The organism is Rummeliibacillus sp. BSL5 (assembly GCF_052928305.1).
Genome location: NZ_JAVGCV010000008.1, coordinates 55,255 through 68,507 on the forward strand (window position 1 = coordinate 55,255; position 13,253 = coordinate 68,507).

A 13,253-nucleotide genomic window follows, 5' to 3' on the forward strand; every position below is an offset into this window, starting at 1 on the left:
CTGCGTTTGCTGCACATCATATTCCTGATGTCTATTAAGCTGCTGTACCATTTACAACTTCAGTAACAACCACTTTTAAATTACTCAATGGCGGTACTTGTTCAAGCTGATAAGTACCTGCCATTACTAATCCTACCCATACTTTTACCAATGCGCTATCTTTTGTGAATGTCATATTAATCATCCTTCTCGTTTTAATTTTTTGTATATAAAAAGCACTGTTGAATTAGATTCCCAATGTAGAAATGTACATTGTTAATTCAGCTAGTGCTTGTTCTTGTAAAACAATTTTCTTCTCTTGTTCTTCAATACGTTCATCCATTGTTAGTCCTTTTACTTTTTCTTTAAATTTTAATTCGTTACCTGTGAATAGATAACTTGTTTCAACTAATTCATATTCGTTTGAAAATTTTTCAATCAGCGTTTGTTTTTCTTCTTCTGATTCAAATGAAACAGTTAACATTATTACGCCACCTCACTTATTAATGAATTTAGGTCAACAATAATTCCGTCATTATAAATAACGTCACATGAAAATATTTCAGTATTAATAACTATTTTATCTCTTTCAGTTGAATATAATTGAAGTTCAATACTATCTAATTTTGAAATACTAAAATCAAATTTTTCTGAAATGCTATTTTTTTGTTCTGTCTGTTTTATAGAAACCCCATTTTTTAATAACTTATAACCGCATGAGCTATTCACACTGTTATAAGTGGTGATATTAATATTTAATCTAATACTTCCTGTAAATTTCATTTGCAGTTTTTTGTATGTTGTATAAGTTGAATACGGCCAACCTAAAACTCGTTGTGAGGTAAAATTTATTAACTTATTCGTATCGCCAGCTTGTATTTTTGAAAAAGTTAAAGTTCCCTGGACTATTCCATTTTCTGTACCAAATGTTTTTCCAGCTAATACATCACTTGCTGTAGCTGTACCATACTCACCCCCTTCACCCAACAAGTAGAAAGACGTGCCACTATATCGCACTTGATAAATAGCATTAGCTTTTAGGTTGGTTACTGCAGTTCCATTCGCTTTTAAAATTGGTTTAGCACCCAGAGAATTAATATTAAGAGTAGTCGCTAGTGTACTTGCTGTAGTATTTTTAAATGCAACCAGCATTCCTTCTACATACGCTGTTACGTCACTATTTGTCATCGCAAGCGCGTTAGTTCCGGTAGCTATGCCATAGATTCCGTGCGACACTAAATCCGCCTGATGTTCAACAACTTTTTTATCTACAGCTTCAAGATCTGTCTGTTTAGCTGATCCATCTGCCTTACCTAAAGAGGTTTGAACATCACTAGCTAAGTCAGTTTTAGGAATACCATTTGTTGGTTTAGAATATTTGGCTTTAAGTTCTTCTTTTGTTGCAAAGTTTGATGTATCTACACTTATCGTTATGTTTCCTTTTTCATCTGGTAACTGGCCATTAATGCTTTTTACTTCACCGGCTTTTAACTGTAATTCTTCTAACACTTTAAAAGCTTTGTTTTGTAGCCAGTTGAAATAATCAGCAGGAGGCTTTACACCTGCTTTCCAACCACCTTCTTTTAAACTGTGAGGCGGCTCAACACCAAGCGCATGCCATTCTGGTAATTGTTTCGTAAATGCCACTTATACTCCTCCTTATATAGGTAGATCCTGTTGGTTCTCTGGATTGAATGTAGCGCCAAAATAACCGCCTGAATCACCTTCAATATTTGCAAAGCCTTTCGAGTTATCAATGGCTAATGATGTATCGCCAAATTCAAATGTTCCATTTAACTCAATGCTTTGAACTTTTATACCAGCTGCAACAGTCTTTTGAATGATTTTCACGAAGTTTGCGGGATCTAATCCGGCTCTATTAATCGCTTCTAAGGGCATCTCAATTAATTTGATTGATGCCTGTACAGGATTATCTTCATCTGTCCAACCTTCTACGATTTTAATGTTCTTCTTATCCGTTGAAAGAGCAATCGCAATCACGTTGATAATTGTATTGATTGTGCCATCAGATAAGTTTCGGGCAATTTTCGACTTTAATAGAATTCGATATACTTCATCAGTTGCTACACCACGACTTTGATTGATGTTTTCGCCAATTAAATCGAGCGCCTTACCTTGGGCTTTGTCGATGTCTCGCCATTCTAATATCAAACTATTTGTTCCTTTAATTCTTTCTAATTCACCTGAAAATAAAGAAATGAGCTTATATAGATTCAAGTATTCATTTTTCCTAAAGTAGTCAGTGAACAGTGAAATAATTTCTTTTGTGCTATACATTAGATCACCTCAATGTTAGCAGCTGTTATTTGAGCGACTTGCTGCAGTTGGATTTCAACATTACTCGCATTGAATTGCGAACCATCAATTGATAATTGCACATCTACATCATCAATCCCATTCACGCCATAAAGCTTTGCTATAAGCTTCGACAAGATAACATCTTCGCCCATATTCAAACCGATATAGGTATTGCTTTCTGCATCTGTGCCGCCAACATATTGAACAATAGCCCTTATCACTTGCGTGTGACCGTCTGATTCAAAGCTATTATTTGTTTTAAGTGAGACTTTAGCATATATTTGAACGGTTTGAGCGCGTGTTAGTCCGACTTGATGAGACTGTTCTGCATCATCCAATAGTGTTACGAAAGTCTGACCGAATGGCTTAATGCCTCCTGCCTTCTTCTTAAATATAGCTTGTGCTACATCTTCATCACTTCCACCTAACACAAATGCTTGAATCGCTCTGGAAGGTGTACCATACATATTCGCTTCATCGTTATAGTTTTCATCAACATAGGCAGCGCGTACTCCTGGCACTTTCAGAAGCTCAGTTCTAATAGATGCCGTGGTGCCGCTACCCAATCCTTCAATTGTCGTATCAGCGCGTTCTCGAACCTCTTGATCTGTTTCTTGTTCTTTACCGTTTGTAAATGCAATTAAGTTCATAACGCTTTCTAGCCCATCAATCGGATTAATGATTTGATTGATTTGACCAACCTCCGCATTACCGATAGCACCGCTTACTTGGCACATGATGTCCACTGTTGCTGTACCATCTGTGCCTAATGTCGCTTCTTCTAATGTATAGTAAAGTGTTTCATCTTCCTTACCAACCGTGAAACCCATCTCTATAGTTGTACCTGGCGTACCACTTAAAACTATTGGTCCATCGGCATATGTAGCTGGGTTCCTCGTAATTCCTGCATAGGGCAATAAAGCATCGAGTTGTCTCCCCTCTGCTGTCTTTCGAAAGCCAGAATAATAAACATTTTCATTGTCTTGCCATACAAGCGCTAATATAAATGCCATTATCCTCAATAAAATTCCTAACGCTGATCGTGCGCCTGTATTAGCATCTTGCCCGATTAACTCTTTTGCTTTTACATCTAAGCGTTCAAGGATATCTTCATATGATTCACGTTTATAACCCTTACTCGTCAGTGCCACCTAGACTCACATCCAATTCTAGTTCTTCATTTGTTTCTTTTATTTGTACTTTAAATTGCACATACACAACCCGCGCTTTGCGGTCTTGATTGATTAATACTTCACCAACGAGTTCAACACGTTCTTCGTTGGCAATGACTCGACCTACTTCTGCGATAATTTCATCGTCATCTGGTTTATCCTGTAGCACTGACATATCAAAGCCATAGTCTTCATCCAGAAACAATTCTTCCAGGTGTGAGCCCAATTCTATTGCAATGGATTGAGAAACTTCCTCAGAACCTGTGACAAACCCTTTTTCAAAAGAGATATCACCGTTTACGATTGCTATATCTCTCACCGTAGCACCCCCACGATTACAGCATCCTGTATGTCCAAAATACGTGATTTGCCGGCATAGTATGGTTTACCGTCAAATGCATCATCTAAAGAACGTTGAGCACATACACAAAGGACAATCTTTCCTACTTTTAAAACAGGATCGTATGATTGAACAGGTCCACCCTCCACACTAAATTCATATTTTAAGGCTGGTACTCCCTCGATTACTGGAACCGTCTCGGGTTCTTCTCCAACTTCTTTCACTTTAAATAAAGGCTGTATTTTCGCTTCTAAAGACGATTCATCGAAAGCTAATACCTTTGCAGGAAAAGCTGTATTAATGCTGAATAAAATCTGGTTTCGAAAGTTTTTAAAGAAGTTCGTATCTGCTGCCATTACTTCACCTACTTACTAGAAATACAATCAAATTGCGTTTGAAAATCACTTTTATTTGCCACATGCTTACCACTAATCACTCGGAATTTACCGACTACAGTCTGGCATTTTAGTGTGAGTATTGATGCAGTAGAAACTTTATGTTGGAGCAAGGCATCTACTCTAAATCCTTTTACTGTTTTTCCGTGATAACTTTTCTCGAATATGTCAGGCGAACCAATAAGGCCAGTAGACGATGTTAGCGTGAATTTTGTGTTATCACCTTTTCGGATATCGCGGATATATAGGTAACCTTTTGAAAAATAAAAAGAAGCACCACAATCGTCAGCTAGCCTCTCGATTGCGTCGAGAACGTTGCCAGTGACGTTGTAACCCTTCTTTTGAACTTTATCTTTTGGTAGGTCTAACACTTTTAGTTTAAGCCCAATTGCAGGTGCTAGATCACGAATGATTGTAGAAGTATTCGTCTTTTGCTTGTATATTTTCTTGATTGTTTTTTTACTTGTTACCCCATGAGTATCTAGTACCTTGATGATAATTGCCCTATCCGGTCCAACTTTTTCACTTCTCACTCTAGAGATTTCACCATCCAATATAACACCCACATCACCTTCATATCCTGCGTTCAACACTAAGCGATTACCTCGCTTAAACTTAGCGCGTGAGTCATGAGAAAGGTTATAAATTCGAATAGTGCTTCGATTTGGTTCATGGTCATCATCAAAAGGTACTTCAAACTCAATATGCAACTTGTCATTTGTCCAGGTGGTATTGTGCGTTCTAACTTTAATGACCCTTTTAAAGTATTCACTCATCTTCTTCACCTTGGTTATCCAGAATAAGAAAAACTGTTGTGTTTAAGTTATCCCAAGAAACTCGCTTTTCCTTCCCACTTGGATCAAGAGGAACAATGGTAGGTGCAGGAAAATCACTCGTCGTTATGTCTTCCCATAACGGAACACCATAGACTAACTTTTCCCCTGCGCATATTAGTTCTTCGTCTTTATATAAATCAATCGTAAAGAAATCATAATTTTCATTGTAACGAACGTCAAAGGTGAAAATTTCTTCTTCAAGCTCTATTTCGAATTCATAAGGGATAAGATCCTTCTCAATCTCAATATATTCTTTGTCCACTATCTCACCTTCAATTTAACGCCTATTGGTATTCTCTTTGGCGGATATTTATTCCACTTTTGTAGCTGTTGCCAAGTTGTTCCGTATTTTCTTGCTAACACCCAATAAGTATCTCCGCTTCTGGTAATATGATATTTCTTGCTTTTGCTATTACTGGTTTGCTTACGGCCACCGTTTGATTTACCCTTAGCTGATTTCTTCTTAGTTTTTTTATATTTCTTGGCAATTCGTATTTCCTGCAAAGATAAAGAAAAGCTATGACCATTAGCGATTGAAACTTCGCTGTCATAGCTAAACTTTCTGATTAAAAAGTTTGTACCTGTACGTCTACCTACATAAGTTAGCCGTATACCTGTATTCTTGTACTTCTTAAGGCCGTTTATTTTTTCAGCAATTGTATGCTTGTTATCCGAGTAAATAATTCCGGTAAGGGTTACTTCGTTCGGTCTATCTTCGATATGATCTGATATATCAATTCCATGTTCTACGGCATAGGTAGGGATATTAGCTTCGTCCAACCAAGATTCTTTTTCGATAAACAAGTACATTTTACCGAGTTTGCACTTTTTAGCTTTAGCCATACTATCCCTCCAATACAACCGTGAATATGTCTTGTAAATCCTCGAAGTATTCTTCTAATTGATCTTTTATATTCTTTGCAGTGCTTTCTCCGTCTTTTCCACCTTCCAAATGAATGGTTACAGGCGCTTCAATAACTACTGTCTTGCTTGAAGTAGTGCTTGCTGTGGTAGTGTTTGATGAAGTCGCTGCTAAAGGTTCATAATTACCAACTGCGTTCATATCAAGCGTTGGATATGCCCCATCACCTTGAAGCATCCCTGCAGAACGAAGTGTGTCTGATTGTTGAGCAGTCAGTACAGCTTCATTCTTGTGAAGTTCTGCTGTATATCCATCGAAAGGAACGCGGCCTAATCCATTAGCGTGAGATCCGTTTAACCAACTAGGTAACTTAGGTAAAGATACGGAAAGCTTTGGTAAGCTTGGCCAACTGAATTTAGGAAAAGAAGGCCAGCTAAACTTAGGAAGCGACGGCCAACTGAATTTCGGCAAAGATGGCCATGAAAACTTCGGCAAATGCGGCCATGAGAATTTTGGAAGTGAAGGAAATGAAAACTTCGGTAATCCAGGCCATTTGAAAGATGGTAATCCAGGCCACTTAAAAGACGGTAGCGATGGCCAATTAAACTTCGGCCATGACGGCCAACTGAATTTAGGGAAGTGTATACTCGGCCATTTAAAATCTGGGAATTTAGGCCAATCAAATTTAGAAAAAACTAACTTTGGCAATTTAATGCTAGGTATTGCTGCAGAAATAGAGTCGGCGAACAATCCGCCTAAATCTATCTTTTTAAACCAATCAGATATATTTATCTTTTCGAATAGCCCACCTGCCATATCACCGAGAGATGTATATACTCCCTTTAAGTCAAATGTCATTAGACTTTTGACTAAGTCAGTAAAACCGCTATCCTCTAACTTAAGAACAAAATCACTCAAATCCGATAAGAAACCTAATTTACTCTCACCATCTTCAGATAAAGAGCCGATTAATTTCCCGATAGATTTTGAAACGTCGCCAACAATATTAGCAATTTCTGGTCCGTTTTCTTTGATGTAATTCAAGAACTTTTGGAAACTTTCATTCTCACCTAAACCACTAGCCCACTTAGAAAAATCTTTCATTTTATCGGCTAGCCAATCAAGGCCATCTGCTGCAGTTGTATCAAAGGCAGCGAAAAATTTCACTACCCCTTTTGATCCATCTCCAAGGATTGAACCAATCTTAGGTAGATTATCTTTTGTGTAGTCAATAAACTTCTTCATGCCATCTGAGCCCTTTAAACCCGCTGTCCAATCTGCGAATTTACCCATCATGTTTTCAAAACCATCTGCCATCCATGAAGTCAAAGGACCAAGGGCTACTATTGAGTTCGCTACACCTTTTAGAGCATACCCTAACCCGTCACCAAGGCTTTCAGTTAAAGGTCCTATCGAACTGTCTACGTACTTAAAAAAGCTCTTAACTTCATCTGTTTTTAAAGATTTATCGAAACTACCTAACAATTTAGCAACTGAATCTCCGGCATGTTCTAGTATTGGAGTAGACATATCCAAAAGCTTATTTAAGGACTTAACCCCGCTAGACGCTACATCGAACACTTCATCACTTAGACTTTCTTTTAAATCTCCCCACGAATCAACCAGCTTATCAGTCTCTTGTTTAAGTTGCTTTTGTTCACTCGTTAATTTGGCGTCCTCTTCATACAAATCACTAATAGATGAAATTGCAAGACTACTAAACGCAAGAAGTCCTCCACCTGCTATTACAGCTGCACTTGCTATGCCTAACAAACCGCCTGCCAATACACCTATCGCTACGCCTAGCGTTCCAACAGCACCGATTAAGGTAGCGACAATAGGGAGTAAAACAGGGAGGGCTACGATAATACCGGCGGCTTTAGCCAATCCAACAAGATTGAAATTGGAGAGTAAATCCATGCCCATGCTCGGCAGTGATATAGAATTGGTAGCCTTAAATGCATTGAGTTGAGCTCTTAGCAAACCTAATTCTTTTAAGGCTCCATTAACATCAACGTTAATATCGATATCCTTACCATCCATCATCTTGATTTGGGTATAGAGCTTTGTTAGTTCACTTGCAGCGTTTCTGATATCGATGTCTACATTAATATCTTCACGGTCAAGTGCTTCGATTTGCATCTGTAGTCGTTTAATATCGGCCAGTGGATCTTCTATATCAACATCTACATTGATATCCGATAAGGTTTCAACTTGTCGGTTTAATTGTCGAACATCTTGAGAAGCGTTGTCTACTTGACGCCCCATCCGTCTAAACTCACGTGTAAGGTCAATGATATTATCATCGTCAATACCTTTCAACAACCGTAATGTCTCATAGATTTCCTCATTAAGATAGGTGAGTTCTCCATAATCGACATCAAGCTCGATATCAACATCTATATCACGTAATGCCATTTATATCACCTCACCTCTTCTTATTCTTGTTCGCTCGCTTTTCTATCTCTTTTTTAAAGTCAAGAGCCGCATTTGCTTCCATGATTTCATCGAGCGACATTGTCATTGCAGTTTTATAATCAACAACATCTTCTATAATGATTCTCCAAAAAAGCCAGCGTTGTTTCGCCAGCTTTTTGTAAAACGATTTTGATTTAGGCTTATTGAAATATGAACTTTGTTGATTCCTTTACCACTTCTTTTAACATCTCGGAACCGAAATCCTGATCTTCAAACCAATCATAACTTACTTGTTGATTGTCCTCTGTGCGGATAACGTGTTCGAATAACTCACTATGCATTGCAGTGATACTTGTATTGCCATTTGCATCCTTCGTCCGGTCTAGAATCTCGAATGATCCTTGTAAACCAACATGTTGAAGATTGAATTTAGTCTCTTTGCCTTTTTTATCTTTAAAAGTGATTACTTTCTTTTCTCCGTATTTAGCCATTTTAATAGCCTCCTGTTTTTTCATTTTTTGTTTGAGTAGTAAATGTCTTTTCACTGTTTTATGCATAAGAAAAGGGGCATATAGCCCCTCACCGCCTATTCTACTGTGTAGTCGGTCACTCGAATTTCGAATTGTCGTTCATCTACCTCAGCACCGAAAGATTTATCTGCAGGCTTTGTGACGAAAGCTTTAGTTCCGCCAACAACCTCTTTAATTTCGTTGTTTGACGTTACCCAAATAGGGAAAATTTTTCGGCTCTTCGCTAGCTTATCTAGGTAATTGACCGATGGAGATGTTTGCATTAAAGTGACTTTAATTGTTCCCATCGTTTTGTTATTGATTGTAATACCTACATTCCCTTTAGCGTCGTTCTTGGCGGACATTGTATCGTCATCTTGCGAGCATTCAACCATTGTATCTTCGCCAAAACCAGTTAGCGAAATTCCACCTACATCAACATTCACTTTTCTCGCATCATAAGTTTTAATATCCATTTAAGGCCCTCTTTTCTCTCCAAAATAAAAAAACATTCAAATGAATGTCTTTAACTAGATCATAATTTCGCCCGCAATATTTGCTTCGTGAATTGCTCCGGCTAATTCAAAGGTAAATGATAAGCCGTTATACACACGTGATTCACGATCACTGGATGGTGTATCAACGCGTGAAACCGTTGCGACGCTATACAAAGGGCTGCCCTCTGAATCCTCGGCAATCATGCCCATATCAAAGGCTGCCTTTAGAATTGATTTAACTGCATTAGCCAATAGCGTGATACCATCGTCTGTATATGAAATCTTGCCGTTTTTCACAAAGACTTGCTGAACAGCTTCTTCAATATTAATCTTAATCCAGTCTTTCGAATGAATAACATCGATATATTCACCGCTCAATACTTTTCCCTCTGATGTTTGAGGGATGCCAGATTTCGTTACATAGGCAAAGCCATTTAATGCGTGAATATCTTTCAATTCATCTTCTGTCACTTGCTGTGGCGTTAATCCGTTGATTGATTTAAACTTCCACGTAATTGAGCCAACATCTCTGGAACCAACCGATCCAATTAATCCTTCAGCAGCATACTCATTGACTGTTGTATGCAACATAGCAAAGGTGCGATCATAGTTATAACCTTTCAATGTTGTTAGTGCTTCAAGAGCTGTTACAGTTGTTCCGTGTAACTTGACCCCTTTACCTTCCACTACATCAGCAATAGCCTTCACTTCTGTTTCTACCTGAGTATCAGAAACAACAAAGTACCAATCCTCATCATAGAATTTTCTAAGTGCATCGGCTGCAGTCATAGCGGATTCGGCTGCAGGATCATACGTGGCAATAGCAATCTTGGATGGCGCTGTGTTTCCTTGGTTGATTAGTGCTTTAGCTAACTTATGAACCACCGTATCAGCGCCGAAATCTTTTGCAACATCTAATGGATCAGCATAATTTTTATAAGTTGAATCGCCAGTGAACTTCGCTAATATTAACGGCTTACCTAAGCCTGTTAACTTAGATGATTTTTGAATATTAATCGTGACGGTAACATCTTTTAAAGGCATGTTCTTCCTCCTAATTATTGATATTTATTGTATCGATGGAATCGAGTTCTTTTATCGATTGAGCCCTAGTTCTAATGCGAACATCAAACCCTGTTCTACGCTCATATTCGATTGAGATAAACGTATCTCTATTTGATATTTCTGTTGTCTTTACGACGGCGATATTAGCTTCCTGCAACGTTTGAATGCCGTCTACTTCGAAAAATTGAAGTGCTGCATAAGCATTATTGATTGATTCGTCCATTTCCTCACTAAAAGAAGAAACAGACAATACCATTTCGATATCTCGCTCGGTATGCTGTCCATCCTCTTTCATGTACTGTGTCGCTCTCCCCACCTGTTTTCCAAGTGTAGTGAACTTAATAGCAATGAACGGATAAGGTGGTTGTTCATTTGATTGTTCAGCAATAATGGTTTGAATACCTGTAGTTGCCTTTAGATTTCTAACGATGGCCGAACGGATAGATTCTATATCAAGCAAGGCTATCCACCGCCTTTAGCACATAATAAAAGAAGCCACCAAAGCGTTCATACGACTTTTCATCTTGTACAGTGTACAAATGATTATCGTGTGTTATCTTCGTGCCTTCCTTAAGCCGAGTTTTTATATAGAGCTTTGCATCTGACGTAGTGTATTTACCACCGCTGGCATAAACGGATTTCGCTGTTATTGGCATCACCGCGCCTGTATAGGAAACCTCTTTCGTTTCGCCTTTATGGTACTTACCACCATCATCATAATAGCCCTCTGTTGTAATCTTAGCCGTGAAAGTAGAACTATACTTTGCTATCAATCGGTCAAAGTTGAACATCATTTCACTCCAACCTCCATCGCTCCAATCATATTACCTGTAGCAACAAGAGGATTTGACGAGCCTTTATTTTCAACAGTCCATGGATGATTGGCTGGATTCTGTAAATCAATAGCATGTTCACGAATTTCTGCTCTCATTTCTTCACCAATCATTTCATAGAGCAATTCAATTGAGATGTTTCCAGTAATGGCATCCCTAATAAGTTCTTCTGTCTTTTGAACAACTGCAAACCTAGACTGATCCGCTCCGGTTCGTACAAAGCTACGTTCTGGAATCGTGATATGGGTTGTAGAATCTTTCAAGTGTAGTCCTTTATGATGCAAGAAGGATCTCATTTTCGGTGTAACTTGGATTTGAACACCAAACTCATGAACTGCAGCCAAACCTTTTACAGTGAGCTCCCCGTTACCATCGTAAAAATCACCTGTGAAATAGCCGACTTTTACCTTTTTGCGATTGATTTTTTCAATCGTTTTAATGGCCTGTGGTATTTTGTTGTTGTCTTTGATTTTGATTCTAGCCACGATACCACGCAACCTTTCTTAAGCCTGTAGAACGTAGTTCAGCTTTTATGGCGTTGTCACGTTCACTTTTACTTTCAAACGTCTGTGATAAACCGTCTATGCTTTCAGATTTTATTCCATCTGTGAACGTCAATTCAGACTGTACATACTTCGCTACAATCCTTTTTACTTTCAAGGGCATTGGCTTTTCATCGTTGAATGTACGATGTAGATAACCACAGACAAAGTCAATTGCATCATCAAGCTTTGTTTGCAATACAAGATCATCAGCAGTGGCATTAATACGTATCTTCAATTCATCAAGAGTCATCGCCATCATTATCACTCACTTCGCTACCTGGTTGCTCTTCTGGAATCTCTACCAAATAAGATATTAACTCTTTTTTAGTGCCGTTAGATTTGTAATCAATCTGTTTTGAATCTAAGATTCCTTTAATTTGAGAAATCTTCATGGCATTCAATTGCTCATATGAATGGTTTTTAGCCGCTAACCGCTCACGAGCACGCCGAAATGTATAAGCTCCCATACAATCACCCTTTCATAACAAAAGGGCGCCTAAGCGCCCTCTTATTTAATTTTGAACTTGAAATCAACCATACGAACTGCTTTAGGTTCATAAACTAATTCCCAGTTGGAGCCAGTTGCTAATTCTGTGTTTGTTGGGAAATCGCCTGCAACTGCTGATTCAGTCCATTTCACCCCACGTGGATGGAGCATAAAGATATTACGATTGATTAAGAAATCTTCACCTGATGAAGCCATTGTGTCACGATCTGTTTCAGTCTCAATAATATTCGGGTGCTTACCATTACCCCAAGCCAATGCGCCTTGACCAAAGATATACGTTTCTGCCACGCCTGTTGCAGTATCATAAGGCATGCCATCATCCACAATGACACGTTTACCCATAAAGTAAGGGATTCTTACTGGTTGGCCTGCAGGTTGTACATACTCAATTAATTGAAGTTTAGCAAGATACGTTTCAACGGCTGAGTGCATTGTAATAGCTGCTAAAGAGTCTTTTGCATCCCCCATGATTTGTACTGCATCTAAGAAACTATTAGCGGTGAATAGTGCACCTGCATCCGTTTCACCAGAAATATCATGAATTTTCTTAGCCATTGATGCGGAAGAAAATACGCCCTTTAGTGTTGAAAGTAATACTTTTTGACGATCACGAGCCCAATAGTTTGTCACAAGATTTCCGATTGCTCCCATAGGATCAGCACCTGAAAGCAATGCTGATAAGCCGTTTGCTCCCCACGCTTTTGCACGCCCTTGTTTACGAGCAACGTCTTTGCTTGTGCCGATTTTCCCTGGAGTTAAAGAACCGTCATCCGACATTACTTCTGAATCACCTGTAAGATCATTGAAGTAAGGCATGTTGACAAGAGTGTTTGGTCCACTTGCTAATGCGTTGAATTCTGCGTCATTTGTTGCAATTCCGCTGTTTAATACATTTGATAATTCCATTGTTCGTTGAGTGACATAGTTTGTGAAAATCTCTGGTTGAATGATATCTCCAATACGTGTAATTGGCAT

At 38.5% G+C, this 13,253-nt stretch carries 20 protein-coding genes; all 20 read right to left on the reverse strand.

Going from position 1 to position 13,253, the window contains the following annotated elements; translation table 11 throughout:
* Window positions 1–34: 34 nt before the first annotated feature.
* The 20 genes from RCJ93_RS15475 to RCJ93_RS15570 all read right to left on the reverse strand — a co-directional run bounded on the left by RCJ93_RS15475 (window position 35) and on the right by RCJ93_RS15570 (window position 13,253).
* Window positions 35–175 carry a hypothetical protein gene (locus RCJ93_RS15475; RefSeq protein ID WP_446739486.1) on the reverse strand — a complete coding sequence of 47 codons (141 nt, stop codon included), beginning with the start codon at window positions 173–175 and terminating at the stop codon, window positions 35–37.
* A gap of 51 nt (window positions 176–226) precedes the next feature.
* Window positions 227–463 carry a hypothetical protein gene (locus RCJ93_RS15480; protein WP_446739487.1) on the reverse strand — a complete coding sequence of 79 codons (237 nt, stop codon included), beginning with the start codon at window positions 461–463 and terminating at the stop codon, window positions 227–229.
* Between the two features lie 2 nt (window positions 464–465).
* Complete coding sequence (locus tag RCJ93_RS15485) at window positions 466–1,626, reverse strand: hypothetical protein (RefSeq protein WP_446739488.1); 1,161 nt, start codon at window positions 1,624–1,626, stop codon at window positions 466–468.
* Between the two features lie 12 nt (window positions 1,627–1,638).
* Window positions 1,639–2,277: a hypothetical protein gene (locus tag RCJ93_RS15490; RefSeq protein WP_446739489.1), complete on the reverse strand. Its 639-nt coding sequence runs from the start codon at window positions 2,275–2,277 to the stop codon at window positions 1,639–1,641.
* Complete coding sequence (locus RCJ93_RS15495) at window positions 2,277–3,449, reverse strand: baseplate J/gp47 family protein (protein ID WP_446739490.1); 1,173 nt, start codon at window positions 3,447–3,449, stop codon at window positions 2,277–2,279. Before RCJ93_RS15495 ends, RCJ93_RS15490 begins: the two co-directional genes overlap by 1 nt.
* A complete protein-coding gene (locus tag RCJ93_RS15500) occupies window positions 3,433–3,789 on the reverse strand; it encodes a hypothetical protein (RefSeq protein ID WP_446739491.1) in 357 nt (118 codons plus the stop codon). Before RCJ93_RS15500 ends, RCJ93_RS15495 begins: the two co-directional genes overlap by 17 nt.
* Window positions 3,786–4,166: a Gp138 family membrane-puncturing spike protein gene (locus RCJ93_RS15505; protein ID WP_446739492.1), complete on the reverse strand. Its 381-nt coding sequence runs from the start codon at window positions 4,164–4,166 to the stop codon at window positions 3,786–3,788. The genes RCJ93_RS15500 and RCJ93_RS15505 overlap by 4 nt, the downstream gene beginning before the upstream one ends.
* 8 nt (window positions 4,167–4,174) lie before the next feature.
* Entirely contained in the window at window positions 4,175–4,981 is an 807-nt protein-coding gene (locus RCJ93_RS15510; protein ID WP_446739493.1) for a phage protein, read from the reverse strand.
* Entirely contained in the window at window positions 4,974–5,303 is a 330-nt protein-coding gene (locus RCJ93_RS15515) for a phage baseplate plug family protein (RefSeq protein ID WP_446739494.1), read from the reverse strand. The genes RCJ93_RS15510 and RCJ93_RS15515 overlap by 8 nt, the downstream gene beginning before the upstream one ends.
* Entirely contained in the window at window positions 5,303–5,884 is a 582-nt protein-coding gene (locus RCJ93_RS15520) for a LysM peptidoglycan-binding domain-containing protein (protein WP_446739495.1), read from the reverse strand. Before RCJ93_RS15520 ends, RCJ93_RS15515 begins: the two co-directional genes overlap by 1 nt.
* Window position 5,885: 1 nt before the next feature.
* On the reverse strand, window positions 5,886–8,321 hold the full coding sequence (locus RCJ93_RS15525; protein ID WP_446739496.1) for a hypothetical protein: 2,436 nt from the start codon (window positions 8,319–8,321) through the stop codon (window positions 5,886–5,888).
* Between the two features lie 200 nt (window positions 8,322–8,521).
* Entirely contained in the window at window positions 8,522–8,812 is a 291-nt protein-coding gene (locus RCJ93_RS15530) for a hypothetical protein (RefSeq protein WP_446739497.1), read from the reverse strand.
* 95 nt (window positions 8,813–8,907) lie between these two features.
* Window positions 8,908–9,306, reverse strand: a complete 399-nt coding sequence (locus RCJ93_RS15535; RefSeq protein WP_150283792.1) for a phage structural protein — start codon at window positions 9,304–9,306, stop codon at window positions 8,908–8,910.
* Between the two features lie 54 nt (window positions 9,307–9,360).
* The gene (locus RCJ93_RS15540) at window positions 9,361–10,371 is read right to left on the reverse strand and encodes a DUF3383 family protein (RefSeq protein ID WP_446739498.1); all 1,011 of its coding nucleotides are present in this window, start codon (window positions 10,369–10,371) and stop codon (window positions 9,361–9,363) included.
* A gap of 10 nt (window positions 10,372–10,381) precedes the next feature.
* Entirely contained in the window at window positions 10,382–10,852 is a 471-nt protein-coding gene (locus RCJ93_RS15545) for a phage neck terminator protein (RefSeq protein ID WP_446739499.1), read from the reverse strand.
* The gene (locus RCJ93_RS15550; protein WP_446739500.1) at window positions 10,845–11,186 is read right to left on the reverse strand and encodes a hypothetical protein; all 342 of its coding nucleotides are present in this window, start codon (window positions 11,184–11,186) and stop codon (window positions 10,845–10,847) included. The genes RCJ93_RS15545 and RCJ93_RS15550 overlap by 8 nt, the downstream gene beginning before the upstream one ends.
* Window positions 11,183–11,710, reverse strand: a complete 528-nt coding sequence (locus RCJ93_RS15555) for a hypothetical protein (RefSeq protein ID WP_446739501.1) — start codon at window positions 11,708–11,710, stop codon at window positions 11,183–11,185. Before RCJ93_RS15555 ends, RCJ93_RS15550 begins: the two co-directional genes overlap by 4 nt.
* Window positions 11,703–12,026 carry a phage head-tail connector protein gene (locus RCJ93_RS15560; RefSeq protein WP_446739502.1) on the reverse strand — a complete coding sequence of 108 codons (324 nt, stop codon included), beginning with the start codon at window positions 12,024–12,026 and terminating at the stop codon, window positions 11,703–11,705. The genes RCJ93_RS15555 and RCJ93_RS15560 overlap by 8 nt, the downstream gene beginning before the upstream one ends.
* Window positions 12,010–12,237, reverse strand: a complete 228-nt coding sequence (locus tag RCJ93_RS15565; RefSeq protein WP_066790773.1) for a hypothetical protein — start codon at window positions 12,235–12,237, stop codon at window positions 12,010–12,012. The genes RCJ93_RS15560 and RCJ93_RS15565 overlap by 17 nt, the downstream gene beginning before the upstream one ends.
* A 41-nt stretch (window positions 12,238–12,278) precedes the next feature.
* Window positions 12,279–13,253 (reverse strand): major capsid protein, encoded by a 975-nt coding sequence (locus RCJ93_RS15570; protein ID WP_066790774.1) that lies wholly within the window; start codon window positions 13,251–13,253, stop codon window positions 12,279–12,281.

Excerpts from the sequence above, each read along its gene's own strand:
- RCJ93_RS15475 (WP_446739486.1), bottom strand. The coding sequence starts at position 175 with ATGACATTCACAAAAGATAGCGCATTGGTAAAAGTATGGGTAGGATTA.
- RCJ93_RS15480 (WP_446739487.1), bottom strand. The coding sequence starts at position 463 with ATGTTAACTGTTTCATTTGAATCAGAAGAAGAAAAACAAACGCTGATT.
- RCJ93_RS15490 (WP_446739489.1), bottom strand. The coding sequence starts at position 2,277 with ATGTATAGCACAAAAGAAATTATTTCACTGTTCACTGACTACTTTAGG.
- RCJ93_RS15505 (WP_446739492.1), bottom strand. The coding sequence starts at position 4,166 with ATGGCAGCAGATACGAACTTCTTTAAAAACTTTCGAAACCAGATTTTA.
- RCJ93_RS15510 (WP_446739493.1), bottom strand. The coding sequence starts at position 4,981 with ATGAGTGAATACTTTAAAAGGGTCATTAAAGTTAGAACGCACAATACC.
- RCJ93_RS15520 (WP_446739495.1), bottom strand. The coding sequence starts at position 5,884 with ATGGCTAAAGCTAAAAAGTGCAAACTCGGTAAAATGTACTTGTTTATC.
- RCJ93_RS15525 (WP_446739496.1), bottom strand. The coding sequence starts at position 8,321 with ATGGCATTACGTGATATAGATGTTGATATCGAGCTTGATGTCGATTAT.
- RCJ93_RS15530 (WP_446739497.1), bottom strand. The coding sequence starts at position 8,812 with ATGGCTAAATACGGAGAAAAGAAAGTAATCACTTTTAAAGATAAAAAA.
- RCJ93_RS15535 (WP_150283792.1), bottom strand. The coding sequence starts at position 9,306 with ATGGATATTAAAACTTATGATGCGAGAAAAGTGAATGTTGATGTAGGT.
- RCJ93_RS15540 (WP_446739498.1), bottom strand. The coding sequence starts at position 10,371 with ATGCCTTTAAAAGATGTTACCGTCACGATTAATATTCAAAAATCATCT.
- RCJ93_RS15550 (WP_446739500.1), bottom strand. The coding sequence starts at position 11,186 with ATGATGTTCAACTTTGACCGATTGATAGCAAAGTATAGTTCTACTTTC.
- RCJ93_RS15560 (WP_446739502.1), bottom strand. The coding sequence starts at position 12,026 with ATGGCGATGACTCTTGATGAATTGAAGATACGTATTAATGCCACTGCT.
- RCJ93_RS15565 (WP_066790773.1), bottom strand. The coding sequence starts at position 12,237 with ATGGGAGCTTATACATTTCGGCGTGCTCGTGAGCGGTTAGCGGCTAAA.
- RCJ93_RS15570 (WP_066790774.1), bottom strand. The coding sequence starts at position 13,253 with ATGCCAATTACACGTATTGGAGATATCATTCAACCAGAGATTTTCACA.